This is a genomic window from Variovorax dokdonensis (assembly GCF_030316895.1).
GTDB lineage: Bacteria > Pseudomonadota > Gammaproteobacteria > Burkholderiales > Burkholderiaceae_C > Variovorax > Variovorax dokdonensis.
The window spans coordinates 1,602,125-1,626,132 of the sequence record NZ_JASZYV010000001.1; the positions used below are offsets into that span (position 1 = coordinate 1,602,125).

Sequence of the window (24,008 nt, forward strand, 5' to 3'; positions counted from 1 at the left end):
GTCTGTTCTGAAGCTTGCTGAGAGCTTGGTGCCCAGGAGAGGACTCGAACCTCCACGATGTTACTCGCTAGTACCTGAAACTAGTGCGTCTACCAATTCCGCCACCTGGGCTGATGTATTCCTGAATGCGGGCAAGCCCATCATCAAAAATCCCCTGCAAGAAAGACCTACAGGGGACTTGGTGTTTGGTGCCCAGGAGAGGACTCGAACCTCCACGATGTTACTCGCTAGTACCTGAAACTAGTGCGTCTACCAATTCCGCCACCTGGGCATGCGTGTTGCTGAGTTAACCTTGAGGGTCTACCTGCAACACACGTTGAATTTCAGGAACGAGAGGAATCATATCAAAAATCTAGGCCAATCCGGCGGGCTGTCGGAAGAAGTTGAAGGAGTCGTCCAGGGTCATCGCGATGGCCATGGGTTCGTGGTGCGTGACGACGGAGATGCAGATATCTATCTGCCGCCCAATGAAATGCGCGCCGTGTTGCACAAGGATCGCGTCAAGGCGCGCATCGTGCGGCACGATCGGCGAGGGCGTCCGGAGGGGCGAGTGGTCGAGATCCTGCAGCGTTCCGAGCAGCCGATCATTGGCCGGCTCCTGCACGAAGGCGGCATCTGGCTCGTCGCGCCGGAAGACAAGCGCTACGGTCAGGACGTCATGATTCCCAAGGGCGCCACCGGTCCCGCCAAGGTCGGTCAGGTGGTGGTGGTGCAACTGACGGAACCGCCCGCCCTGTTCGGCCAGCCTGTGGGTCGCGTGAAGGAGGTGCTGGGCGAGATCGACGATCCTGGCATGGAAATCGAGATCGCGGTCCGCAAGTACGGCGTACCGCACGAGTTCTCCGAGGAATGCCTCGCCCAGGCCAAGGCGCTGCCCGACCGGGTGCGGGCAAGCGACAAGAAGCATCGCGTCGACCTCACCGACGTGCCCTTGGTCACCATCGACGGCGAAGACGCGCGCGACTTCGACGATGCCGTGTATTGCGAGGCCGCGCGCGTCGGCCGTGGCAAGGGTTGGCGCCTGCTGGTGGCCATCGCTGACGTGAGCCACTATGTGACCACAGGCAGCGCGATCGACATCGACGCCTACGATCGCGCGACCAGCGTGTACTTTCCGCGCCGCGTGATTCCCATGCTGCCTGAAAAGCTCTCCAATGGCTTGTGCTCGCTGAACCCTGAAGTCGAGCGCCTTTGCATGGTGTGCGACATGCTGGTGAACGCGGCGGGCGAAGTGCACGCCTATCAGTTCTATCCGGCCGTCATGTTCAGCCACGCGCGATTCACCTACACCGAGGTCGCCGCGATTCTGGCCAACACGCGAGGGCCCGAGGCTGCCAAGCGCAAGGACCGGGTGAAGGATCTGCTGAACCTGCACGACGTGTACCGAGCGCTGCTCAAAGCCCGCACCGCGCGAGGTGCCGTGGACTTCGAGACGACCGAGACACAAATCATCTGCGACGACGCTGGTCGCATCGAGAAGATCGTGCCCCGCACCCGCAACGATGCGCACAAGCTCATCGAAGAAGCCATGCTCGCGGCCAACGTCTGCAGCGCCGACTTCATCGCTGAAGGCAAGCATCCGGGCTTGTATCGCGTGCACGAAGGCCCCACGCCCGAAAAGAAAGAGGTGCTGCGCAACTATCTCAAGGCGATGGGCGTCGGCATGTCGATCAGCGACGAGCCGCGTCCGGCCGAGTTCCAGGCGGTGGCAGAAGCCACCAAGGAGCGGCCCGACGCGCAGCAGATCCACACCATGCTGCTTCGATCGATGCAGCAGGCGATCTACACGCCGATCAACAGCGGCCACTTCGGCTTGGCGTACGAGGCCTACACGCATTTCACCAGCCCCATCCGGCGCTACCCGGACTTGCTGGTACACCGCGTGATCAAGGCAATCATGGGCCGCACTAAGTACCAGTTGCCCATGTTGCCTACGCCCGGGGAGGCGCATGCCAAGCTGGCCAAGCGGCTGGCGGCACGCGTCAAGCCACCGCAATCGCGCGGCGCCTCGAAGCCGGCCGTGGCCTCGCCGCAGGAAGTCCAGGCTTGGGAGGCTGCGGGACTGCATTGCAGCGCCAACGAGCGTCGTGCCGACGAGGCCAGTCGCGATGTCGAAGCATGGCTCAAGTGCAAGTACATGCGCGAACATCTGGGCGAGGAATATGGCGGTGTGGTCACGGCCGCCACCACGTTCGGCATCTTCGTCACGCTGGATGCGATGTACGTGGAAGGGCTGGTTCACATCACCGAACTTGGCGGCGAATATTTCAAGTTCGACGAGGCGCGCCAGGAATTGCGTGGCGAACGCACCGGTATCCGCTATGCCATCGGCTCGCGCGTGCGAGTGCAGGTCAGCCGCGTGGACCTCGACGGTCGCCGAATCGACTTCCGCCTCGTGCGCGAGGGAGAAGAGTTGCAGCATCGAGCCGGCAAGGACAAGGGCTCGATACCCACGGGCGTGCCGACCAAGGCGGCTGACAAGCGCTCCGGCCGCCTCAAAGGCGAGGCCAAGCGTGCGCCCGCGTCACCCATTCAGGCGCTGCGCAGCGCGGTCAAGAAGGCCACCGGCAAGATGAAGGGCAAGGGGCGCACGGCGCGCCGCTAAGCTTTCATGCCTCAAAGAAAACCAGGAGATATCTGCACATGACCGAACCCACTCCCGACAAACGAGTTGCCATCGTCACCGGCGCCGGCACCGGCATTGGCCGCGCCGCGGCGCTGGCCTTGCTGGGCGACGGTTGGCGCGTCGCGCTGGCGGGGCGCCGGGCCGAGCCGTTGAAGGCGGTGGCCGAAGAGTCTGGTGCGGGCGAACGCGCCGTTGCTGTGCCTACCGATGTGTCCGATCCTGCTTCGGTCGAAACGCTCTTCAAGACCGCTGTGAGTCGTTTTGGCCGCGTGGACCTGCTTTTCAACAACGCCGGCGTCGGCAATCCGCCCGGGCCTTTCGAAGACTGGACGCCTGAGCAATGGAAGGCCGTGGTCGACATCAACCTGAGCGGCATGTTCTATTGCATCCAGCACGCCTTCCGCGTGATGAAGACGCAGAACCCGAGGGGCGGCAGGATCATCAACAACGGCTCGATCTCGGCCTCTGCGCCGCGCCCCAACTCGCCGGCCTACACGGCGACCAAGCACGCCGTTCAGGGTTTGACCAAGACAGCGTCGCTGGACGGGCGCAAGTACGACATCGCCGTGGGGCAGATCGATGTCGGCAATGCCATGACCGAACTGGCCTCGAGAATGGCCAAGGGCGTGCCCCAGGCCAATGGCGAGATCGCCGTAGAGCCGCTGATGGATGTGTCGGTAGTCGGACAGTCCGTGCTCTACATGGCCAATCTGCCGCTTGAGGCCAATGTGCTCTTCCATACGGTGATGGCCACCAAGATGCCCTTCGTGGGGCGTGGCTGAGCCAGCGTTAAGCCCTGTCAGGTCGCTGCAAGTGCCCCTGCGGTGAGTGGCTTGTCATGAGGCCAGGCGTCGGCGATGGCGCCATGGCGCCAAACTTCCCCCTGTGCAGCTTGCAAAGCAGGAAGGCCTGAAGCCAGGGCCGCACCGATCATTCCCGCCAGGACATCGCCAGTGCCGCCGGTGGCCAAGCGCGCATTGCCAGTGAGGTTGATCGTCGGCACCTCGTTTGGCGAGGCAACGACGGTCCCTGACCCTTTGAGTACGACCGTAGCCTGAAAGCGCCTGGCCAGGCTTGCTGCGGCAGCAAGGCGGTCCGCTTGCACATCCACAGCCGTGGACAAGCCCAGCAGGCGCGCCGCCTCCAAGGGATGGGGCGTCATGACTGTCGCCAACCGGTGTTGGCTGCGCTGCGTCAACAATGTGCCTAGCGCAGCGTCGTCCGCGATGGCATTGAGGGCGTCTGCATCAAGTACGAGTCGAGGGGCTTGCGCGAGCACGCGCGCGAGATGAGTGCGGATGGCGTCGCCGCCGCCACAACCGCAGACGATGGTCAGGTGTTCCAACGCCAGTTGCTCCGGCCTGCGCAGCATCAGTTCGGGCCATGGCTCGATGAGCGAAGGCGGCCGCGGGTCGAGCAAGGCCAGGAACACCCGTCCGGCGCCGCCATGCAGCGCGGCAGTCGCCGCAAGCACCGCTGCGCCAGTCATGCCCTGGTCTCCACCCAGGATGGCCACGTCACCAAAGGAGCCCTTGTGCGAGGCATGCGCACGCGGGCGAAACGTGGGCTCTCCGGCGAGTCGGGCACAAGGCGCTTCGCCATCGGAAGAACAGCCCAGATCGTCGAACCATACGGCGCCCGCAGCATCGCGGCCATGGGCTGTGAACAGCCCCGGCTTGAGTGTCAGCAGGCTCAGGCAGTGGCGCTGGCCCGGCGCGCCCGGGCCGAAGTCGAAGCTGCAATGACCGGTGTCGGCATCCAGGCCGGATGGAAGATCCACGGCCAACACCGGCTTTCCTGCGCCATAGATCTGCGTGAGCCATTGCGCCATGCGGCCTTCTGGCGCCCTGGTGGCGCCAAGTCCGAGGAGGGCATCGATGGCCAGGTCATGCTCAGTGGGCGCGTCCTCGAGGATCGGAACCCCCGCGGCTCGGGCGCGCGCCAACGCATCTCTGGCGTCGTCTGGAAGGCGGGCTTCGTCGCCTGCAAAAGTCACGATGGGATGAAAGCTGCGCTCGCGCAATTGCGCAGCGGCCTCGAAGGCATCTCCGCCGTTGTTGCCGGGGCCGCAGGCAATCCAGATCGCGCGGGCGTGCGGATGAAGTGCCGCGGCGAGTCGCGCCACAGCGAGGCCGGCGCGGCGCATCAGGGCATGCGCAGGTAACTTTGCTGCGGCGGCTCTTTCAATCCGACGGGTTGCGGCCACGTCGAAGAGGTCGGCTTGATAGTAGGCGGTGATTCGATGCATGTCTGAAATCTGCCTTTCCCATCGCAGCGATGTCAGGTTTGACTGAGGCGTTCGATGCTCAGACCTTCCAGGTCGATGCCGGCGTCCTGTCCTGCGATCAGATCGGCCAGCACCCGTGCGCTGCCGCAGGAAAGCGCCCAGCCGCTCGACCCATGTCCCAGGTTGAGCCATACGCCGGGCACTCCGCTCGCCCCGAGTACGGGCGGTCCGTCGGGAAGCATGGGTCGTGCGCCTTTCCAGATCTGCAACCCAGTCTGGATGCGGGCGGCCGACGGAAACCAGTCGTGCAGCACCTTGAAGAGCGTCTGGATCGCTTTCTTGTTCGGCTCCCCGGGCGTCCCGCCCAACTCGGCCCCGCCGGCCACGCGCAGACGCATCCCCATGCGGCTGATCGCGACCTTGAATCGTTCGTCCATCACGGCGCTCACCGGCGCCAGAGCTGCTTCTCCGATGGCGGCGCCCACTGAATGCCCGTAGACGGCCACCATGGGGATGTGAACGCCGATGGGACGCAGAAGGTCGGCGCTTCCCAGGCCCGCGCAGACGATGACGGCGTCGTAAGCAATTTCAGGCGAGCCGGCTGCAAGCCGAAGCGATCGCGGATGGGCGCGGTCGAGGGGCGCGATGTCGCAGCCGAAATGGAACTGGGCGCCCAGCGACTCGGCCTCGCGCTTGAGCAGCGAGACAAACTGCCTGCAGTTGCCCACCTCGTCCTCGGGCAGGTGAATGGCGCCTGTCAATTCAGTCTGAGTATTCAGGGCAGGCTCGATGCGCCTTGCCTCGTCGGCGTCGATCTCGGAGAACTTGGTTCCCGCTGCGCGCAGCACCTCCAGGCCTGGCTGAACGAGCTTTTGTTCCGCCGCTCCGCGCAGCAGCACCATGTAGCCCTGGCTGTGGTCGTATTCGATCTCGCGTTCGGTCACGATGCCATGCAGACGCTGGCGGCTGTAGAAGGCCAGGCGCTGCATCCGCGCACGATTCTTCAGATAGGTCTCGAGGGCGCAGGCTTGACGCCAGCGCGATATCCATTGGAGCTCCGATCCGCCGAGCGGCCAGCGCAGCTTGACTGCGCCATGCTTCGAGAACAGCGAACGCAAGACCTTCCCTGCCATGCCGGGCGCTGCCCACGGCGTGACGTAGCCGGGCGCGATGACGCCCGCATTTGCAAAGCTGGATTCTTCGGCAACGGCGCTTCGACGCTCGAAGACGTCGACTTCGTGTCCGTCGTGCGCCAACTCCCAGGCGGTGGTTACGCCGATGACGCCGGCGCCCACGATCGCGATTCTCATGAGTCTGAACTGTGTCTATGTGAGGCGCGACAGGGGCCGGATCGGTTTCAGCGCTCCCGACCGCGCGGAAGAGCGAGCATAGACGAGGCAATGGGCCAAATCGGCAGAGGGGCGCGAGGCCTTGTGGGCGCGCTTGACTATCTGGCCATGGACAGGTCCGGCGGCGTTGCCGCGGGCGTCAGCCACTTGAGCATGATGCGCAACAGCGCGAGGGTTTGGGTGGTCTGTCCCGCTCCCAAACCGGCCCATCCCGACAAGCAGGCCGCATGGACGCTTGGCGTCACGCGCTCCAGGGTCTGTCGGCCGGACTGGGTCAGCACCAAGTGCAGACTGCGACGGTCGTCCTGACTGCCGGGAAGTCGCCGAGCCAGGCCCTTGCGCTCCATGCCGTCCAGCAGGCGTGTGACCTGGGTGCGGGTCGCGTCGAGAGCACTGCTCAGGACAGAGGGGCGGAGAGGCTCCGAGGCATCGTCGGCGATGAGCACGAGTGCCAGGTATTCGCGCATGTCGATGCCGAAGTCCGACAGCTCGGCATCGATTCGCTCCTGGAGCAGGTGCGAGACACGAAACAGCGCCCGCGACGCAGCGACCGCGTCGACAATTTCCGCCGGGGGGCCGGCAAGAAGGCGATCAAGGCGGGACTGGATGTTCATTGGGCTGCTCCTTGTTGTAGTTTCAGTTGTAAGGATATGGCGCTAGCCCAAGAAAGAAACCTTTAGTTCTCTTTGGTCCGAGAAGTATTGCAGGGTTAACCCTGATAAATTCGCGCCCTAAAAGGGATCTGACCCTAATTCAGCGCTTTGAAGCACTTTGATGAGCTTTCAGAGCCACACGAGATCTGGCGCCGGCCGGCAGTTACTCGCGCAACTGTGATTCGGCAAGCAGGGCAATGCCGAGAATGTGATCGTCACGCAGTCCCGCATGCCAGATCATCAGTCCGACCGGGAGGTCCCCAGCGGAATGACAAGGCAAGGAGATGGCGCAGCCATCGAGCATGTTGATGACCGATGGGTTGCGCAAAAGCAGGGCGTTCAGCGCAAAAAATGCATCGTCGCGCTCGGCTCCCGGAGCAACGTCGGCGATAGGCGGAGCCGTCACGGGCACCGTCGGCGAGAGCACTGCGTCGAAGCCTTCAAGGGCTGCCGTCATCCGATCGATCCACTGGGCGCGGGCATGGATGAGGTCGATGTATTCGAATGCCCGCATCGGCGCACCGCGAAGAATGCGTTGCGCAACCCTCGGGTCGTAGCCGGCGGCGCTGCGCTCCAGAAGGAGTCGGTGCCAGGCATAGCTTTCTGCCGCGGAAAATCCCCCGGTGGAATTGATGGCGGGCAAGTCGGCCAGCGCGGGAAGCGAGATCTCTTCGATGCGAGCTCCGGCCACTGACAGCTTGCTCAGCGCGCTTTCGAATGCTCGCGCCACGGCAGGATCCATGCCGTCCTGGAACAGTTCGCGAGCCACAGCAAAGCGGCAATCGCGCAAGTGGTTTGGGCCGGCCGAGACCCGGCGCGCCGCAAGAATCTCATGCGCGAGGATCGCATCGCGCACCGACCGGGTCATGGCGCAGACCGTATCCAAAGTTGTTGAAAGCGGTAGCGCACCCTGCGTCGGGACCCATCGGGCCGTGCTCTTGAAACCCACGATGCCGTTCAACGCAGCGGGTATGCGAATCGAGCCGCCGGTGTCCGAGCCCAGGCCAATGAACGCCGCTCCGGTCGCGACAGAAACGGCGGCTCCGCTCGACGAGCCACCAGGCACGCGTTTCGTCGAACCGTCAGCTGCATTGGCGGGCGTGCCATGGTGCGGATTGACGCCGACCCCCGAAAAGGCGAACTCCGACATATTGGTTCGCCCGATGGGCACACCGCCTGCCGCGACGAGCCGAGCGACCGCGGGAGCATCTGCCGGTGCCGGTGGCGAGTGAGACAAAACGACGGAACCGGCGGGGGTCGGTTGCCCGGCAATGTCGAACAGGTCCTTGATCGATACGGCGAGGCCCGCCAGCGCCGCATCGGCGGGGACGCGCTCAGCGTTCGTCGGCGCACTCTCGAATAGGGGACCGATGAAGGCATGGTGACAAGCCTCGGACGTAGCAATACTCAGGCAGCGCTCCATTTCGGTGCGTGCGCCAAGTGCGCCACTGCGGATGGCTTGTCGGGTCTGGAAGAGGTCGGGCAACATAGGTTGCAAGCGTAATGCACCTGGGCAAAAGTGGCTAAACGGGGTTGTCCTGCGTGCTATACTCTTTGGGTTTCGCTCAACAGGCGCATACCCTGATTTGATGCATTTGCGCAACGGCTTTGCTAGTTGTGCAGTGTCTGGCGTCATCGAGCGAAGCACATCCGCAAACCGGCCCGCCCAAGGTGTTGCGCAGTCCGCTCCTCAAGTTCGAGCGTGGCGCGCAAGGAAGGGCCGGATTTAAGACCCAACCTTTGGAGCACATTCAAATGTCGACCACCATGCGCGAAATGCTGGAAGCCGGAGTTCACTTCGGCCACCAGACCCGGTTCTGGAATCCCAAGATGGCCCCGTTCATCTTCGGCCAGCGCAACAAGATTCACATCATCAACCTGGAAAAGTCGCTTCCGATGTTCCAGGACGCGATGAAGTACGCCAAGCAGTTGACCGCCAATCGCGGCACCATCCTGATGGTGGGCACGAAGCGCCAAGCTCGCGAAATCGTCGCGGACGAAGCCCGCCGCGCCGGCGTTCCGTTCGTCGATACCCGTTGGCTCGGCGGCATGCTGACCAACTTCAAGACGGTCAAGACCTCCATCAAGCGCCTCAAGGACATGAAGGCCCAGCAAGAAGCTGGCCTCGACAGCCTGAGCAAGAAGGAGCAGCTCACGTTCACACGTGAGATTGCCAAGCTCGAGAAGGACATCGGCGGCATCCAGGACATGGGTGCGCTGCCCGACGCCATCTTCGTGATCGACGTGGGCTTCCACAAGATCGCCGTTGCCGAAGCCAAGAAGCTGGGCATTCCGCTGATCGGCGTGGTGGACTCCAACCATTCGCCCGAAGGCATCGATTACGTCATTCCTGGCAATGACGACTCCGCCAAGGCCGTCCAGTTGTACGCCCGCGGCATCGCAGACGCCATCATCGAAGGTCGTGCAAGCGCAGTGTCCGACGTGGCCAAGGCCGTTGCCGAGGGTGGCGACGAGTTCGTGGAAGTCGAAGAGGGCGCTTCCGCCTGATCTGCGCCTTGAGCGCCTGGAAAAGGGGCCTTGACGCCCCTTTTTTTTAACCTGATCACTGAAAGTAACGGAGAAACGTTATGGCAATCACCGCAAGCATGGTCGCCGAGCTGCGCGCCAAGACCGACGCGCCCATGATGGAATGCAAGAAGGCCCTTACCGAGGCCGACGGCAACATGGAAAAAGCAGAAGAACTGCTGCGCATCAAGCTGGGCAACAAGGCTGGCAAGGCGTCTTCGCGCGTTACCGCCGAAGGCGTGGTGACCGCTTATGTCGACGGCAACGCTGGTGCCATGGTCGAGATCAACTGCGAAACTGACTTCGTCACGAAGAACGACAGCTTCCTGGCCATGGCCAATGCTGCCGCAGAACTCGTCGCCAAGAACAACCCCGCTGATATCGCCGCGCTCGGTGCTATGGCCTATAGCCAGGATGGCTTCGGTCCGACGCTGGAAGACGTGCGCAAGGGTTTGATCGGAAAGATCGGCGAAAACATGAGCTTCCGTCGCTTCAAGCGCTTCGCTTCGGGTGCCAAGCTGGCTTCGTATTTGCATGGCACCCGCATCGGTGTGGTCGTGGAGTTCGAGGGTGACGATGTGGCTGCCAAGGATGTCGCGATGCACATCGCTGCGATGAAGCCAGTCTCGCTGTCGACGTCCGACGTCTCTGCCGACCTGATCGAGAAGGAACGTGCAGTTGCCGCCGGCAAGGCCGACGAGGATCGCAAGGCCGCCGAGGCTGCAGGCAAGCCGGCTCAGTCGGCCGAGATCGTGGCCAAGCGCGTCGAGGGCGCTGTGCAGAAATACCTCAAGGAAGTTTCGCTGCACAACCAGCCGTTCGTGAAGAACGACAAGCAAACCGTCGAGCAGATGCTCAAGGCTGCCAATACCAGCGTCAAGGGCTTCACCCTTTATGTCGTGGGTGAAGGCATCGAGAAAAAGGCTGACGATTTCGCGGCCGAAGTGGCTGCCCAAGTGGCTGCAGCCAAGGCTGCTGCCGCGCAGTAACGGCCTGTCGCCATGCCCCCTCAGTAGGGGGTGGCGTGGCACCCAACTCCCTTTAAACTCCCTCCGCCCATCCAGATCAAGGAAGTGCCTATGTCCCAGCCCCGCCCCGCCCATAAGCGTATTTTGTTGAAGCTGTCGGGTGAGGCGTTGATGGGAGACGATGCCTTTGGGATCAATCGCGGCACCATCGAGCGCATGGTGGCCGAGGTGGCCGAGGTGGTCGGCCTCGGTGTTCAGGTGGCCGTGGTCATCGGGGGAGGGAATATCTTCAGGGGCATGGCCGCGGGAGCGGCTGGCATGGACCGGGCGACCGCCGACTACATGGGCATGCTCGCGACCGTCATGAATTCGCTCGCGCTTGCCGATGCGATGGATCGCCAGGGTCTGGTGGCCCGCGTGATGTCAGCGATCGCCATTGAACAGGTGGTCGAGCCGTACGTTCGCCCCAAGGCGCTTCAGTACCTCGAAGAGGGTAAGGTGGTGGTCTTTGCCGCAGGCACGGGCAATCCCTTTTTCACCACCGATACGGCGGCCGCTCTGCGCGGCGCCGAGATTGGCGCCGAACTGGTCCTCAAGGCCACCAAGGTCGATGGCGTCTACAGCGCAGATCCCAACAAGGACCCGAGCGCCACCCGGTACGCCACTTTGTCTTTCGACGAAGCCATCAGCAAGAACCTGGGCATCATGGATGCCACCGCCTTTGCCTTGTGCCGCGACCAGAAGCTGCCGATCAAGGTGTTCTCGATCCTGAAGAGTGGCGCTCTGCGCCGCGTTGTGATGGGCGAGGACGAAGGCACACTGGTGCACGCCTGACCTGACACAATGCAGGGTGCCGGCCGCCCCAGTGGCGCGCCGGCATCTGTCTTTCGGGAACGCAAGAAATGACCACTATCGCCGACATCCGCACCCAGGCTGAAGCCAAGATGAAGCAGTCGCTGGCTGCCTTCCAGAACAACCTCACCAAGATTCGTACCGGCCGAGCCAATCCAGCGTTGCTCGACACCGTGCACGTGGAGTACTACGGCTCCCAGGTTCCGCTGAGCCAGGTGGCCAATGTTTCACTGCTCGATTCGCGCACCATCAGCGTCCAGCCCTGGGAAAAGGGCATGGGCGCCAAAATCGAGAAGGCCATCCGCGAGAGCGACCTGGGCCTCAATCCTGCATCGATGGGTGATCTGATCCGCGTGCCGATGCCGCCGATGAGCGAAGAGCGCCGCAAGGAAATGACCAAGCTGGTTCGCACCGAGGGTGAGCAGGCCAAGGTGGCCATGCGCAACCTGCGTCGCGATGCCAACGAAGGCGTCAAGAAGCTGGTCAAGGACAAGCTGGCTTCGGAAGATGACCAGAAGCGCGCTGAAGGCGACGTCCAGAAGATCACGGATCGCTTCATCGCAGAGATCGACAAGCTCGTCGCCGCCAAGGAAGCGGAAGTTCTGGCCGTCTGACGGCCAGGGTCCAAATTGCATGGCCAATAGCCGCGCGCAGCCGGCTGCGCCTCACCACATCGCCATCGTCATGGATGGCAATGGCCGTTGGGCCACTCGGCGCTTCCTGCCTAGAGTGGCAGGGCACCGCCAAGGCGTTGAATCCCTGAGGCGTTGCGTGCAGGCTTGCGCCGATCGGGGCGTGCGCGTGCTCACGGTGTTTGCCTTCTCTTCGGAAAATTGGAATCGGCCGCAAGAAGAGGTTTCAGGCCTGATGGAACTGATGGCGCTCGCGCTGGGCCGTGAGGTGCCACGTCTGCGCGAAGACGGCGTGCGTCTGCGATTTGTCGGCGAACGCTCGAACCTCTCCGAGCGCATTGCGCAAGGGCTTGCCAAGGCTGAGCAGGCTACTGCCGGCAACACCCGGCTCACTCTCAACGTCTGCTTCAACTATGGGGGGCGATGGGACATTGCGCAAGCGGCGGCTCGCCTGGCCGAGGAGGGCGAGGCCATCACCGAGGCGTCGCTCGATCGCGCGCTGGCACTGTCTCATGTGCCCGATCCGGACCTGTTCATCCGCACGGGCGGCGAGCAGCGCATCTCGAACTTCCTTCTTTGGCAAAGCGCGTATTCGGAGTTCTACTTCAGCGATCGTCTTTGGCCGGATTTCGACGAGGCTGCCTTGGATGAAGCCATCGGCGCGTTTGCCAAGCGAGAGCGGCGATTCGGGCTGACGTCGGCTCAACTGACCGAATCGCCTGCCGCGGACCAGCCTACTGCCTGAAACGCATGCTCAAGCTACGAATCATTACCGCGCTTGTATTGCTGGCGATCCTTCTGCCTGCGCTCTTCTATCCGTCGTATGTGCCGTTCGCCTGCGTGATGGTCGTCTTGATCGGCGCTGCTGGATGGGAATGGGGCAAGCTCAACGGCTGCGGCTTCGGCGCCTCGGTGCTCATGGGTGTGCTTTGCGCGGCGCTTTGCAGTGCAGCATGGTTGCTCGGCTGGCTCGAGCACTCCTGGCGCGGGCTGTGGCTGTGTGTTGGCGCTGCGTGGGTGATCGGTGGCATCCTTTTGCTGCGCATCGGAGTCAGCGGTTGGCCGCGACTGCCGCGAGCGTTGCGCCTTACGGGCGGCGTTCTCGTACTTTGGGTGGCCTGGCTCGCGGCGGTTCAGGCGCGGCTCGTTGGCATCAATTTCCTGCTTTCGATTCTGGTGCTTGTCTGGGTCGCAGACATCTTTGCGTACTTCGCCGGCCGTGCATTCGGATTGCGCCTGACCAAGGAGCGCCTGGCACCTGCCATCAGCCCGGGTAAAAGCTGGGAGGGCGTTTGGGGCGGCATGGTTGGTGTCGTGGTGCTGGCACTTTGCTGGGTCTGGGCCGATCGCTCGGCGGGGGCCGAGGTGGCGAGCCTCTATACCCGTCTGTGGGATCGTGGATGGCCTCTCTTGATCATCGGCGCGGTGTTCCTTGCTGCGATGAGCGTGATGGGCGATCTTGCTGAGTCGCTGGTCAAGCGAAGCGCCGGTGCCAAGGACAGCAGCCAACTCCTGCCAGGTCACGGCGGTGTGCTTGACCGAGTGGACGCGCTCTTGCCGACTCTTCCGCTGGCCATGATGCTGGCCTTTCTATGAACATGTCTTTGAGGCAGCGCCTGACGATCCTCGGTTCGACCGGGTCGATCGGAGTCAGCACTCTGGACGTCGTTGCTCGACATTCGGATCGTTTCGAAGTCTTTGCGCTGTCGGCGGCGACCCGGGTTGACGATCTTCTGGCACAGTGCGCCCGGTTTCGCCCCCGCTACGCCGTGATGTCCAGCGATGCGCATGCAGCGCAACTGGCCGATTTGCTGCGGCGAAACGATCTGCCGACCCAGGTATTGCGTGGGCCTGACGCACTCGAAGCCATCGCAGCGCATGACGAGGTGGACGCCGTCATGGCCGCCATTGTCGGCGCGGCGGGCCTTTCCCCCTGCCTTGCCGCGGCGCGTGCAGGAAAGCGACTGCTGTTGGCCAACAAGGAGGCTCTCGTGGTCGGGGGCGAACTGTTCATGTCCGCGGTCCAGCAGGGCGGCGCCACGCTGTTGCCGATCGACAGCGAACATTCAGCCATCTTCCAGTCGCTCCCCGAAGACGCGAGCACCTGGGCGCGGCGCATCGACAAGATCCTGCTGACTGCCTCTGGCGGCCCGTTCCGCACGCGCGACCCCTCGACGATGCACAGCGTGACGCCCAAGGAGGCCTGCGCTCATCCCAATTGGGTCATGGGGCGCAAGATTTCGGTCGATTCCGCCACCATGATGAACAAGGCCCTCGAAGTGATCGAGGCGCGTTTCCTCTTCGGCGTCAGGCCCGAGCAGATCGAGGTCGTCATCCACCCGCAGAGTGTCATTCACTCGATGGTGCAGTTCACGGATGCGTCGGTGATCGCCCAACTCGGTACGCCTGACATGCGCGTGCCCATCTCATGCGGGCTGGCTTGGCCCGAGCGCCTGGAAAGCGGTGCGGCGCGGCTGGATTTCCGCACCATGGCATCGCTGACCTTCGAGGTGCCGGACAAGCGCCGGTTCCCTGGGCTGGAACTGGCCTGGCAGGCGATGCGTGCCGCCCCTGGCACAACCGCTGTACTCAACGCGGCCAATGAAGTGGCCGTCGAGCGCTTTCTTGATGAGCGACTGCGCTTCGACCATATTCATGCCGTGAACCTGGAAACTTTGCAGGCGGTGTTGCCCTCCAAGCCGCAGTCCTTGGCCGATCTCCTGGACCTGGATGCGAGGGCGCGCCGCGCAGCACATTCAGCCGCAGACCGTCTGGCAACCTGATCTCATCGCCTTGCCCACCATCGCCCCATGCTGACCATCATCGCTTTCATCGTCGCTCTCGGGGTGCTGGTCGCTGTGCATGAGTGGGGCCACTACCGCGTCGCGGTGGCCTGCAACGTGCGCGTGCTGCGTTTCTCCATTGGGTTTGGCAAAGTCATCTATCGCTGGAAGCCACGCCACCAGCGAGCAGGGCAGGACACGGAATTCGTCATCGGGGCCATTCCACTTGGGGGATACGTGCGGATGCTCGACGAGCGCGAGGCGCCGGTCGAGGCCCATGAGCGACATCGCGCCTTCAACACCCAGTCCCTGAAGGCCCGCGCAGCGATCGTGGCGGCGGGGCCTCTGGCCAATCTTCTGCTGGCGATCGTGCTCTACGCCTGCGTCAACTGGATCGGCATTGAGGAGCCAGTCGCCCTCTTGGCACGGCCTGCCGCCGGCACCATCGCGGAAGAGGCTGGTCTACGCGGTGGGGAGCGCGTGCTCCGGGCCGGTTTCGACGGCGACCTGGAGCCTGTTGAATCCTTCGAAGGTCTGCGCTGGCGCATCACTCGCGGTGCGCTGGAGCAGCAAGACCTCGACCTGGAGGTCGACAGCGACGGTCGAGGCCGAGTGCACACCGTCCGTCTTGCCTTGAGTCAGATCGAAGGCAAGGATGCAGACGCGAGCATGTTTCGCCGCATTGGCATCGTCGCGCCGTTGACCCAGCCCGACATTGGCGAGGTCATCAAGGGCGGCGCGGCCGAGCGGGATGGATTGCAAAAGGGCGATCGGGTGCTTTCGGTCGGCGGAACCTCCATCGTCGACGGCCAACAGTTGCGCGAGGCCATTCGGACCTCGGTGGACGGTGCTCGCCCGAAGGCCCAGGTCTGGCGCATTGAGCGGGGCGGCCGACAAATTAGCCTGGACGTCGAGCCCGATGTAAGGATGGAGGGCGAGACCGCCGTTGGCCGCATTGGTGCCTATGTCGGCGCGGCCCCGCAGACCGTCACGGTGCGACAGGGCCCGCTGGACGGCATTTGGGCCGGGGCCGTGCGCACCTGGGAAGTCTCTGCCCTGACTGTTCGCATGCTCGGTCGCATGGTGGTCGGTGAAGCCTCCATCAAGAACCTCAGCGGTCCGCTGACGATCGCCGACTACGCTGGCAAATCCGCGAGCCTCGGGCTCACGCAATACCTGAGCTTTCTGGCCTTGATCAGCGTCAGCCTGGGTGTGCTCAATCTGATGCCGCTCCCAGTCCTCGATGGGGGGCACCTGATGTATTATCTTTGGGAGGGCCTGACTGGTCGCGGCGTGTCCGATGCATGGATGGAGCGGCTTCAGCGCGGTGGTATCGCCGTTCTGCTGCTCATGATGTCGATCGCGCTGTTCAACGACGTGACCCGGCTCTTTGGTTAACCTCTTTGTGGCCGAACGCCGTCGGCCAAATCTCAGAATGAAAACAAGATCTAGCCGCTTCCGTCTGCGCAGCGTTGTCCTTGTGGTGGCCGGTGCGGTTTCAGCCTTTGCGGCTTGGGCAGTCGAGCCATTCACGGTGCGGGATATCCGCGTCGAAGGCCTTCAGCGCGTGGAGCCGGGCACCATCTTCGCGTCCATGCCGATCCGCGTGGGCGACACCTACACCGATGAGCGCGCGTCCGCCGCCATCCGCGCACTGTTCGATCTTGGTCTTTTCAAGGACGTTCGGATCGATGTCAGCGGCAATGTGGTGGTGGTCATCGTCGAGGAGCGCCCCACGGTGGCCGGAGTCGATTTTGTCGGGTCCAAGGAATTCGACAAGGATGCGTTGGTCAAGTCCTTGCGCGAAGTCGGCCTGGCCGAAGGTCGACCCTACGACAAGGCGCTGACTGATCGGGCCGAGCAGGAACTCAAGCGGCAGTACATCAGCCGCAGCCTCTACAACGCCGAAGTGGTCACGACCGTTACGCCGATCGAGCGCAACCGGGTCAACCTGACCTTCACGGTCACCGAGGGCGAGCCAGCCCGCATCAAGGACATCCGCGTCGTCGGCAACAAGGCCTTCAGCGAGTCCACGCTGCGCGGGCTTTTCGATCTGGACACGGGCGGCTGGCTGAGTTGGTACACCAAGTCCAACCAATACTCGCGCGCCAAGCTCAACGCCGATCTGGAAACGCTTCGCTCCTACTATCTCCAGCGCGGCTATCTCGAGTTCCGCATCGACTCGACGCAGGTCGCCGTTTCCCCTGATCGCGAAGATCTCACGTTGACGATCAACGTGACGGAAGGGCAGCGCTACGTGGTGTCCAGTGTCAGCCTTCAGGGTAACTACCTGGGCCGCGACGATGAGTTCAAGTCGCTGATCACCATCGAGCCTGGCGAGCCGTACAACGCCGAGCAGGTCACGCAGACCACAACGGCTTTCTCGGACTACTTCGGTAGCTTCGGCTACGCGTTCGCGCGCGTGCAGGCTCGTCCCGAGATCGATCGGACCAACAACCGCGTCGCGCTGGTCCTGCAGGCGGAACCCGCCCGGCGCGTCTATGTGCGTCGGCTTGTCGTCAGCGGCAACAACCGGACGCGCGACGAAGTGATTCGCCGTGAGTTCCGTCAATACGAGGCTTCGTGGTACGACAGCGACCGTATCAAGCTGTCGCGCGACCGCGTGAACCGCCTGGGCTTCTTCACTGACGTCAACATCGAAACCCAGGAAGTGCCCGGCACGCCTGATCAGGTCGACCTCGCTGTGTCGGTGGTTGAAAAGCCCACCGGGTCATTGCAGTTGGGGGCGGGCTTCTCGACGGCAGAAAAGGTGTCGTTCAGTTTCGGCATTCAGCAGGAGAACTTCCTGGGCTCGGGCAACTACCTCGGCCTGAATGTCAATACCAGCAAATACAACCGCAACATTCAGCTGACGAGTACAAATCCGTACTTCACGCAAGAAGGCATCTCGCGCACGTTCGACCTTTACTACCGCACCACGCGCCCGTACTACACGCAGGATGGTGACTACCGGCTGATCAACGAGGGCGGTACGCTGCGATTTGGCGTGCCGTTCAGCGAAGTCGATACGGTGTACTTTGGCGCCGGTCTCGAGCGATACAGCTTCGAGCCAGGTTCCAACCTCGCTTCGCAGACGCCGCAGGCCTACCGCGACTATTTCGGTTGCGCGACTCAGGGCGACTACATCACGGCGTGCTCCGACGACACAAAGACCGGCGTGCCTTTGACCATCGCCTGGGCTCGCGACACGCGAGACAGTGCTTTGGTGCCCACTCGCGGCCGAGTGCAACGCGCCGGCCTCGAAGTCGGTGTGGGCGGCGACATGAAGTACTACAAGGGCAGCTACCAATTGCAGCAGTACTTCCCGCTCAACAAGCAGTACACGCTCGCCTTCAACGGCGAGTTGGGCTACGCGAAGGCGTACGGCGACGAGGTCTACCCAATCTTCAAGAACTTCTATGCGGGTGGTCTGGGTTCGATCCGTGGTTTCGAGCAGAATTCTCTGGGTCCGCGTGACGCCGTGACCGGCGCTGCGCTGGGCGGCACCAAGAAGGCCATCTTCAATGCTGAACTGAGCACGCCTTTCCCCGGGGCGGGCAATGACCGGACGTTGCGGATGTACGGCTTCTTCGACGTTGGCAATGTGTTCACCGACCGCACCCTCGGTATCACCGACGCCCAATGGGAGGCGCAGAAGAAGTTGCGCGCTTCGGTGGGCGTGGGCATCAGCTGGATTTCACCGCTGGGTCCGCTGCGCCTTGCCTATGCATTCCCGGTCCAGTATCAGGACGAAGAGGTGGGTGCAGTCAACCAGGTTGGCTACATCCCCAAGGATAGAATTCAGCGCATCCAATTTCAGATCGGAACTTCCTTCTGATGAATCATTTGTTTCGTGCCGTTGCGGTGCTGGCTTGTGCGCTGGCACTGTTCGGCAGTCCGGCGCAGGCCCAGGAAAGCTTCCGGATCGGGTTCGTCAACCCGGATCGCGTGTTGCGTGAGGCATTGCCGGCCAAGGCGGCGCAGGCCAAGCTGGAGGCCGAGTTTGCCAAGCGCGACAAGGACCTTCAGTCCCAGGGCGAAGCTCTCAAGGCTGCGTCCGAACGCTTCGAGCGCGAGGCGCCAACGCTTTCGGACACGCAGCGCGCCCAGCGCCAACGTGCCCTGATCGATCAGGACCGCGAATTCCAGCGCAAGCGCCGTGAGTTCCAGGAAGACCTCAATGCTCGAAAGAACGAGGAATTGCAGGCGGTCTACGATCGGACCAATCGCGTCATCAAGCAGATTGCAGAGTCGGACCGCTACGACGCCATCCTTCAGGAGGCGATCTACATCAACCCCAAGCACGACATTACCGACAAGGTGATCCGTGCACTGAACGCGGGCGGCGCCAGCAGCGATCCGTCGGCGTCCAACCCTAGGTAGACGCAGGCAAGCCTGCTATTTGTATGGCATTGCAACTCGAGGCCATTGTCGACGCCTTGGGTGGCGAACTGCATGGGGACGGCGGGCGCATGATCGAGCGTCTGGCGCCGTTGCAGTCCGCTACCGCCGAGGCGCTCTCCTTTCTTTCCAACCCCAAGTTTGCGAAGGACCTGGCTGCTTCGCAGGCGGGTTGCGTCATCGTTTCGGCGCCAGCCGAAGAGGCCGCCCGATTGCGCGGCGACTACATCCTCACGCCCGATCCGTATCTCTACTTCGCGCGATTGACGCAGCTGTGGAAGGCGCGGCATGCGCCGCCCGAGGTCGAACGAATCCATCCCAGCGCAGTGATTCATCCGACCGCGCAGGTCGACGAAACGGCGCGAGTCGGGCCGCTGTGCGTGGTCGAGCGTGGCGCTCGTATTGGTGCGCAGACTGTGCTCAAGGCGAGCGTGACGGTCAGCGAAAATTGCGTCATCGGTGCGCGATGCCTTCTCCATCCCGGCGTCGTGATCGGTGCCGACGGCTTCGGGCTGGCTCCCTCCAGCCAGGGCTGGGTCAAGATCGAGCAACTGGGCGCGGTGCGTATCGGCGACGACGTGGAGATCGGCGCGAATACCTGCATCGACCGCGGCGCGCTGGACGACACGGTGATCGAAGACGGCGTCAAGCTCGACAATCTGATCCAGATCGGCCACAACGTCCATGTCGGCCGCAACACAGCAATGGCCGCATGCACAGGCGTAGCAGGCAGTGCGCGGATCGGTGCCAACTGCACAGTGGGAGGAGCGGGGATGATTTCCGGCCATCTCACCCTGGTCGACGGCGTGCATGTGACGGCGGGAACGCTGGTCAGTCGCTCGATTCTCAAGCCGGGCCACTACACCGGCTTTTTTCCATTCGATGACAATGCGGCGTGGGAGAAGAACGCTGCCACACTGCGAAACCTCCATGCGTTGCGCGAACGGGTCAAGGTCCTGGAGAAGGCCCTCGCGCGCAACGACGATAAGACATCATGACGACCACGCTCGATATCCATCAGATCCTGAAGTTGCTGCCGCATCGCTATCCATTCCTGCTCGTCGACAAGGTGCTGAGCATGGAAAAGGGAAAGCGCATCACGGCATTGAAGAACGTCACGATGAACGAGCCCTTCTTCAATGGGCATTTTCCGCATCGCCCCGTCATGCCAGGCGTGCTGATGCTGGAAGCCATGGCGCAAGCTGCCGCGCTGCTGTCTTTTCATTCGCTGGACATCGTGCCGGACGAAAACGTCATCTACTACTTTGCCGCGATCGATGGTGCCCGCTTCAAGCGCCCCGTCGAGCCGGGAGACCAACTGACGCTGGAGGTTGAGATCGGCCGCATGAAGGCTGGCATCTCCAAGTTCACGGGTCGTGCCATGGTCGGCGAAGAACTGGCCTGCGAAGCGCAACTCATGTGCGCAATGCGGACACTCAACGCCGAGTGATCGCGCTGGCCTTGCTCGACGCATGACACAGATTCATCCTACGGCGATCGTCGATGCCGCAGCCGAGCTCGATGCCTCGGTGTCGGTGGGACCGTACGCCATCATCGGGCCCAAGGTACGCATCGGCGCGGGCACGTCCATCGGGCCGCACTGCGTTGTCGAAGGCCGGACGACGATCGGACGAGACAACCGGTTTTTTCAGTTCAGCTCCATCGGCGCGCAGCCGCAGGACAAGAAGTACGCGGGCGAAGATACCGAACTGGTGATCGGCGATCGCAACGTGGTGCGTGAGTTCTGCACCTTCAATCTTGGCGTGCCGCAGGCTGGCGGCACGACGCGCATCGGCAGCGACAACTGGATCATGGCTTACACGCATGTCGCGCACGACTGCGTCATCGGCGATCACACCACGCTGTCCAACAATACGACGCTCGCCGGGCATGTGACCCTCGGTGATTGGGTGACGGTGGGCGGACTCACGGGGATTCATCAGTTCGTGAAGATTGGTGCGCACGCGATGCTCGGCTTTGCCAGCGCAGTCACGCAAGACGTGCCTCCGTTCATGCTGGTGGACGGCAACCCTTTGGCGGTGCGAGGCTTCAATGTCGTCGGCTTGAAACGTCGCGGCTTTGACAGCGAGCAGTTGGCCGCGGTCAAGCAGATGCATCGGCTGCTGTACCGTCAGGGCAAGACGCTCGAAGAGGCGCGTCAGGCCATCCGCGAACTCGGTAGCCAGATGCCATCGGCCAAGGCTGAAGTGGCGTTGATGGACGCTTTCCTGGCCGATGCGACGCGCGGCATCGCGCGCTGAGCCTCTCGACATGAACGCTTCGCAGCGGCGCTTCGCGATGGTCGCGGGGGAGGCTTCTGGCGACTTGCTCGCCGGTCGGATGCTCGACGGGTTCCATTCGCGGTGGCCGGACGTTCAGGCTATCGGCATTGGCGGTCCGCAGATGGTTGCGCGTGGTTTCCAGACGTGGTGGCCGCAGGAGAAGCTGGCGGTTCGCGGCTATATCGAGGTCCTTCGGCACTACCCGGAAATTGCGAGCATTCGGCGTCAGCTCAAGGCGCGAGTGTTGCACGAACGCCCCGACGTCTTCATCGGGGTGGACGCTCCGGACTTCAATCTGGGCCTGGAAGCGGACTTGCGGGCCGCAGGGATTCGCACGGTGCATTTCGTGTGTCCGTCGATCTGGGCGTGGAGGCCCGGTCGCATCGAGAACATTCGCGCTGCGGCGGACCATGTGCTTTGCATCTTCCCCTTCGAGCCTGAGCTTCTGGCCAGCCACGGCGTGGCAGGCAGTTACGTTGGGCATCCTCTGGCGCAAGTCATCCCGATGGAGCCGGACCGGGCCGCTGCGCGCGCCAAATTGGGCTTGTCGACCCAGGCGCCGGTCGTGGCGTTGTTGCCGGGCAGCAGGCGATCGGAGCTGCGGTACATCGCGCCGCGCTTTCTCGACGCCGCACGTCTGATGCGGAAGACCGAGCCCCACCTACAGCTCGTGTTGCCGACGCTGCCGACGCTCATCGACGAGGCGCGCCAGATGATCGGTGCTGCAGGCCTGGAGGGGCAGGTTCATCTGATCGAGGGACGATCGCACGAGGTACTGGCTGCCTGCGACGTGACGCTGATTGCGAGTGGCACCGCGACGCTCGAGGCGGCCCTCTTCAAGCGCCCGATGGTGATCGCCTACAACATGAACTATCTGACTTGGCGGCTGATGCTGACCAAGCAGTTGCAGCCCTGGGTCGGCTTGCCGAACATCCTGTGCCGCGACTTCGTGGTGCCCGAGCTGATCCAGAACGAAGCGACCCCCGAGGCGCTGGCGCGTTCGACGCTCGATTGGTTGCGCTCGCCGGCCAAGGTGAGTAACTTGACGCAACGATTCACCGCGCTGCACGAAGAATTGCTGCGCGACACGCCCACACTCTGTGCCGATGCGATCGAGAAAGTTCTTGCAAGCTAAGCAAGCCACCTTGTCCTGGGACACGCCCGGGCTGTTGGCCGGCGTCGACGAGGCGGGTCGTGGTCCGTTGGCGGGCCCCGTGGTGGCGGCGGCCGTCATCCTGGACGACCGGCGGCCAATCCGCGGACTGGCCGACTCCAAGCAGCTCACGCCGCTGAAGCGTGAACGGCTCTACGACCTGATCATGGAAAGGGCGTTGTGCTGCTCCATCGCCTCGGCCAGTGTGGAAGAGATCGACGCTCACAACATCTTGCAGGCGACGATGATTGCCATGCGTCGCGCCGTGGACGGATTGCGCCTCAAGCCTGGGAAGGTTCTGGTCGATGGCAACCGGCTGCCGGTGCTCGACGTGCTGGCAGAAGCCGTGATCGGCGGCGACGCACGCGTTAGGGCGATCTCGGCAGCCTCGATTCTGGCCAAAGTGCATCGGGACCGCCTTTGCGACGAGTTGCACGCGCAGTACCCCAACTACGGCTTCGCCGCGCACAAGGGCTATGGCACACCCGAGCATCTGGCTGCGCTGCGCACGCATGGTGCTTGCGAGCATCACCGCAGATCGTTTGCGCCCGTGGCCGCCGCGCCGAGTCTCGCAGTCGTACCGGTGTACACGTCCACGATGCCTCAGGCAAACATGCAGATCGACTCCGGATCGAGCTTGCCCCTTCCGGTCCCCCGATGAGCGAAGCAGGCCCCACGCACATCAACTCGCGGGACAACCCGCTGCTCAAGGAGCTGCGTCGGCTGGCGCAGGATCCGGGCGCCTACCGACGCGTCGGTCGCATCTGGCTCGAAGGCGATCATCTCTGCCGCGCAGCGCTCGTGCGTGGACTTCGCGCTTCGACCGCCGTGTTTGCCGAGTCGGCCTGGACCCAAGCCGAGGCCGAATGGGCGGGCAGCGCTGCACGGACCGTGGTGGTGCCCGATGCGCTCCTGCGCGAGGTCAGCGGGTTGGAGTCGCCAGCTCCCATGGGTTTCGTGATCGATCTTCCGGAGGCGCCGACGGTGCGACCGGGGGCGGCGGCCGTCGTGCTCGACCGCCTGCAGGACGCAGGCAATGTAGGTTCCGTGCTGAGAAGCGCGGCGGCCTTCGGATTCGAGCAGGTGATCGCGCTCAAAGGCACGGCGGCGCTGTGGTCGCCCAAGGTCCTGCGCGCGGGCATGGGGGCGCACTTTGGACTGCGGCTGATCGAAGCCGCCTTGCCGGAACAACTGGACGGCTTGGGGTTGCCCTTGCTGGCCACCAGCTCGCACCAGGGGCAATGGCTACACGAGGCGCAGGCCGAGCGCTCGTTGCCGCATCCCTGCGCCTGGCTGCTGGGCCACGAGGGCCAGGGTGTCTCTGCCGAGTTGCAGCAACGCGCCACCCATTCCATCCGGATCGTGCAGCCCGGAGGGGAAGAGTCGCTCAATGTGGCGGCGGCTGCGGCGATCTGCCTCCATGCGAGTGCAGCAATGGCGGCCACATCTCGGTAGAAACGTGAATGGCCCGGCTATAATGAGCGGCTTTCCCGCTCGAACCTCGCCCGCCGCGCCAACCTAGGCAACACACGCCAATCCTTCGACGAAAGTTGCAA

The 24,008-nt window shown here is 63.3% G+C and carries 22 protein-coding genes and 2 tRNA genes; 18 read left to right on the plus strand and 6 right to left on the minus strand.

Features of this window, described 5'->3' with window-relative positions; all coding sequences use genetic code 11:
* Positions 1 to 26: 26 nt before the first annotated feature.
* A tRNA-Leu gene (locus QTH91_RS07430) sits at positions 27 to 111 on the minus strand.
* A gap of 75 nt (positions 112 to 186) precedes the next feature.
* Positions 187 to 271, minus strand: a tRNA-Leu gene (locus tag QTH91_RS07435).
* Between QTH91_RS07435 and rnr the strand changes: the two genes are divergently transcribed.
* A complete protein-coding gene (rnr, locus tag QTH91_RS07440) occupies positions 272 to 2,605 on the plus strand; it encodes a ribonuclease R (RefSeq protein WP_286659349.1) in 2,334 nt (777 codons plus the stop codon).
* 38 nt (positions 2,606 to 2,643) lie between these two features.
* Positions 2,644 to 3,408, plus strand: a complete 765-nt coding sequence (locus QTH91_RS07445; protein WP_286659350.1) for an SDR family oxidoreductase — start codon at positions 2,644 to 2,646, stop codon at positions 3,406 to 3,408.
* 17 nt (positions 3,409 to 3,425) lie between these two features.
* Here the strand turns inward: QTH91_RS07445 and QTH91_RS07450 are convergent, their stop codons facing one another.
* The 4 genes from QTH91_RS07450 to QTH91_RS07465 form a co-directional block, all read right to left on the minus strand.
* A complete protein-coding gene (locus QTH91_RS07450) occupies positions 3,426 to 4,874 on the minus strand; it encodes an NAD(P)H-hydrate dehydratase (RefSeq protein ID WP_286659351.1) in 1,449 nt (482 codons plus the stop codon).
* Positions 4,875 to 4,906: 32 nt separating this feature from the next.
* Entirely contained in the window at positions 4,907 to 6,163 is a 1,257-nt protein-coding gene (locus QTH91_RS07455; RefSeq protein ID WP_286659352.1) for a D-amino acid dehydrogenase, read from the minus strand.
* A gap of 137 nt (positions 6,164 to 6,300) precedes the next feature.
* Positions 6,301 to 6,816, minus strand: coding sequence for a MarR family winged helix-turn-helix transcriptional regulator (locus tag QTH91_RS07460; RefSeq protein ID WP_286659353.1), 516 nt, complete (start codon positions 6,814 to 6,816; stop codon positions 6,301 to 6,303).
* Positions 6,817 to 7,018: 202 nt separating this feature from the next.
* On the minus strand, positions 7,019 to 8,344 hold the full coding sequence (locus QTH91_RS07465) for an amidase (protein ID WP_286659354.1): 1,326 nt from the start codon (positions 8,342 to 8,344) through the stop codon (positions 7,019 to 7,021).
* Between the two features lie 266 nt (positions 8,345 to 8,610).
* On the opposite strand from QTH91_RS07465, the gene rpsB reads away from it, so the two are divergent.
* From rpsB to QTH91_RS07545, 16 genes are all read left to right on the plus strand, one after another.
* Positions 8,611 to 9,363: a 30S ribosomal protein S2 gene (gene rpsB / locus QTH91_RS07470; RefSeq protein WP_286659355.1), complete on the plus strand. Its 753-nt coding sequence runs from the start codon at positions 8,611 to 8,613 to the stop codon at positions 9,361 to 9,363.
* Positions 9,364 to 9,443: 80 nt separating this feature from the next.
* Complete coding sequence (tsf, locus tag QTH91_RS07475; RefSeq protein WP_286659356.1) at positions 9,444 to 10,370, plus strand: translation elongation factor Ts; 927 nt, start codon at positions 9,444 to 9,446, stop codon at positions 10,368 to 10,370.
* A 90-nt stretch (positions 10,371 to 10,460) separates the two neighbouring features.
* A complete protein-coding gene (pyrH, locus tag QTH91_RS07480) occupies positions 10,461 to 11,183 on the plus strand; it encodes a UMP kinase (RefSeq protein ID WP_286659357.1) in 723 nt (240 codons plus the stop codon).
* A 68-nt stretch (positions 11,184 to 11,251) separates the two neighbouring features.
* Entirely contained in the window at positions 11,252 to 11,815 is a 564-nt protein-coding gene (gene frr / locus QTH91_RS07485; protein WP_286659358.1) for a ribosome recycling factor, read from the plus strand.
* Between the two features lie 19 nt (positions 11,816 to 11,834).
* Entirely contained in the window at positions 11,835 to 12,578 is a 744-nt protein-coding gene (uppS, locus tag QTH91_RS07490) for a polyprenyl diphosphate synthase (protein WP_286659359.1), read from the plus strand.
* Between the two features lie 5 nt (positions 12,579 to 12,583).
* Positions 12,584 to 13,429, plus strand: a complete 846-nt coding sequence (locus QTH91_RS07495) for a phosphatidate cytidylyltransferase (RefSeq protein WP_286659360.1) — start codon at positions 12,584 to 12,586, stop codon at positions 13,427 to 13,429.
* Positions 13,430 to 13,437: 8 nt separating this feature from the next.
* Positions 13,438 to 14,616: a 1-deoxy-D-xylulose-5-phosphate reductoisomerase gene (gene ispC / locus QTH91_RS07500; protein ID WP_390367218.1), complete on the plus strand. Its 1,179-nt coding sequence runs from the start codon at positions 13,438 to 13,440 to the stop codon at positions 14,614 to 14,616.
* 27 nt (positions 14,617 to 14,643) lie between these two features.
* A complete protein-coding gene (gene rseP, locus QTH91_RS07505) occupies positions 14,644 to 16,014 on the plus strand; it encodes an RIP metalloprotease RseP (protein WP_286659362.1) in 1,371 nt (456 codons plus the stop codon).
* A 37-nt stretch (positions 16,015 to 16,051) separates the two neighbouring features.
* Entirely contained in the window at positions 16,052 to 18,454 is a 2,403-nt protein-coding gene (bamA, locus tag QTH91_RS07510) for an outer membrane protein assembly factor BamA (RefSeq protein WP_286659363.1), read from the plus strand.
* Complete coding sequence (locus tag QTH91_RS07515) at positions 18,454 to 18,999, plus strand: OmpH/Skp family outer membrane protein (RefSeq protein ID WP_286659364.1); 546 nt, start codon at positions 18,454 to 18,456, stop codon at positions 18,997 to 18,999. The genes bamA and QTH91_RS07515 overlap by 1 nt, the downstream gene beginning before the upstream one ends.
* A gap of 23 nt (positions 19,000 to 19,022) precedes the next feature.
* On the plus strand, positions 19,023 to 20,015 hold the full coding sequence (gene lpxD, locus QTH91_RS07520; protein WP_286659365.1) for a UDP-3-O-(3-hydroxymyristoyl)glucosamine N-acyltransferase: 993 nt from the start codon (positions 19,023 to 19,025) through the stop codon (positions 20,013 to 20,015).
* The gene (gene fabZ, locus QTH91_RS07525; protein ID WP_286659366.1) at positions 20,012 to 20,467 is read left to right on the plus strand and encodes a 3-hydroxyacyl-ACP dehydratase FabZ; all 456 of its coding nucleotides are present in this window, start codon (positions 20,012 to 20,014) and stop codon (positions 20,465 to 20,467) included. Before lpxD ends, fabZ begins: the two co-directional genes overlap by 4 nt.
* 22 nt (positions 20,468 to 20,489) lie before the next feature.
* The gene (gene lpxA, locus QTH91_RS07530; RefSeq protein ID WP_286659367.1) at positions 20,490 to 21,278 is read left to right on the plus strand and encodes an acyl-ACP--UDP-N-acetylglucosamine O-acyltransferase; all 789 of its coding nucleotides are present in this window, start codon (positions 20,490 to 20,492) and stop codon (positions 21,276 to 21,278) included.
* 10 nt (positions 21,279 to 21,288) lie between these two features.
* Entirely contained in the window at positions 21,289 to 22,434 is a 1,146-nt protein-coding gene (gene lpxB / locus QTH91_RS07535) for a lipid-A-disaccharide synthase (RefSeq protein WP_286659368.1), read from the plus strand.
* The gene (gene rnhB, locus QTH91_RS07540) at positions 22,406 to 23,113 is read left to right on the plus strand and encodes a ribonuclease HII (RefSeq protein WP_286659369.1); all 708 of its coding nucleotides are present in this window, start codon (positions 22,406 to 22,408) and stop codon (positions 23,111 to 23,113) included. The genes lpxB and rnhB overlap by 29 nt, the downstream gene beginning before the upstream one ends.
* The gene (locus QTH91_RS07545; protein ID WP_286659370.1) at positions 23,110 to 23,907 is read left to right on the plus strand and encodes a TrmH family RNA methyltransferase; all 798 of its coding nucleotides are present in this window, start codon (positions 23,110 to 23,112) and stop codon (positions 23,905 to 23,907) included. The genes rnhB and QTH91_RS07545 overlap by 4 nt, the downstream gene beginning before the upstream one ends.
* Positions 23,908 to 24,008: the final 101 nt, after the last annotated feature.

Coding starts and splice junctions, on each gene's coding strand:
- rnr (WP_286659349.1), top strand. CDS start 272: ATGCGTGTTGCTGAGTTAACCTTGAGGGTCTACCTGCAACACACGTTG.
- QTH91_RS07445 (WP_286659350.1), top strand. CDS start 2,644: ATGACCGAACCCACTCCCGACAAACGAGTTGCCATCGTCACCGGCGCC.
- QTH91_RS07450 (WP_286659351.1), bottom strand. CDS start 4,874: ATGCATCGAATCACCGCCTACTATCAAGCCGACCTCTTCGACGTGGCC.
- QTH91_RS07455 (WP_286659352.1), bottom strand. CDS start 6,163: ATGAGAATCGCGATCGTGGGCGCCGGCGTCATCGGCGTAACCACCGCC.
- QTH91_RS07460 (WP_286659353.1), bottom strand. CDS start 6,816: ATGAACATCCAGTCCCGCCTTGATCGCCTTCTTGCCGGCCCCCCGGCG.
- QTH91_RS07465 (WP_286659354.1), bottom strand. CDS start 8,344: ATGTTGCCCGACCTCTTCCAGACCCGACAAGCCATCCGCAGTGGCGCA.
- rpsB (WP_286659355.1), top strand. CDS start 8,611: ATGTCGACCACCATGCGCGAAATGCTGGAAGCCGGAGTTCACTTCGGC.
- tsf (WP_286659356.1), top strand. CDS start 9,444: ATGGCAATCACCGCAAGCATGGTCGCCGAGCTGCGCGCCAAGACCGAC.
- pyrH (WP_286659357.1), top strand. CDS start 10,461: ATGTCCCAGCCCCGCCCCGCCCATAAGCGTATTTTGTTGAAGCTGTCG.
- frr (WP_286659358.1), top strand. CDS start 11,252: ATGACCACTATCGCCGACATCCGCACCCAGGCTGAAGCCAAGATGAAG.
- uppS (WP_286659359.1), top strand. CDS start 11,835: ATGGCCAATAGCCGCGCGCAGCCGGCTGCGCCTCACCACATCGCCATC.
- QTH91_RS07495 (WP_286659360.1), top strand. CDS start 12,584: ATGCTCAAGCTACGAATCATTACCGCGCTTGTATTGCTGGCGATCCTT.
- rseP (WP_286659362.1), top strand. CDS start 14,644: ATGCTGACCATCATCGCTTTCATCGTCGCTCTCGGGGTGCTGGTCGCT.
- bamA (WP_286659363.1), top strand. CDS start 16,052: ATGAAAACAAGATCTAGCCGCTTCCGTCTGCGCAGCGTTGTCCTTGTG.
- QTH91_RS07515 (WP_286659364.1), top strand. CDS start 18,454: ATGAATCATTTGTTTCGTGCCGTTGCGGTGCTGGCTTGTGCGCTGGCA.
- lpxD (WP_286659365.1), top strand. CDS start 19,023: ATGGCATTGCAACTCGAGGCCATTGTCGACGCCTTGGGTGGCGAACTG.
- fabZ (WP_286659366.1), top strand. CDS start 20,012: ATGACGACCACGCTCGATATCCATCAGATCCTGAAGTTGCTGCCGCAT.
- lpxA (WP_286659367.1), top strand. CDS start 20,490: ATGACACAGATTCATCCTACGGCGATCGTCGATGCCGCAGCCGAGCTC.
- lpxB (WP_286659368.1), top strand. CDS start 21,289: ATGAACGCTTCGCAGCGGCGCTTCGCGATGGTCGCGGGGGAGGCTTCT.
- rnhB (WP_286659369.1), top strand. CDS start 22,406: ATGCGATCGAGAAAGTTCTTGCAAGCTAAGCAAGCCACCTTGTCCTGG.
- QTH91_RS07545 (WP_286659370.1), top strand. CDS start 23,110: ATGAGCGAAGCAGGCCCCACGCACATCAACTCGCGGGACAACCCGCTG.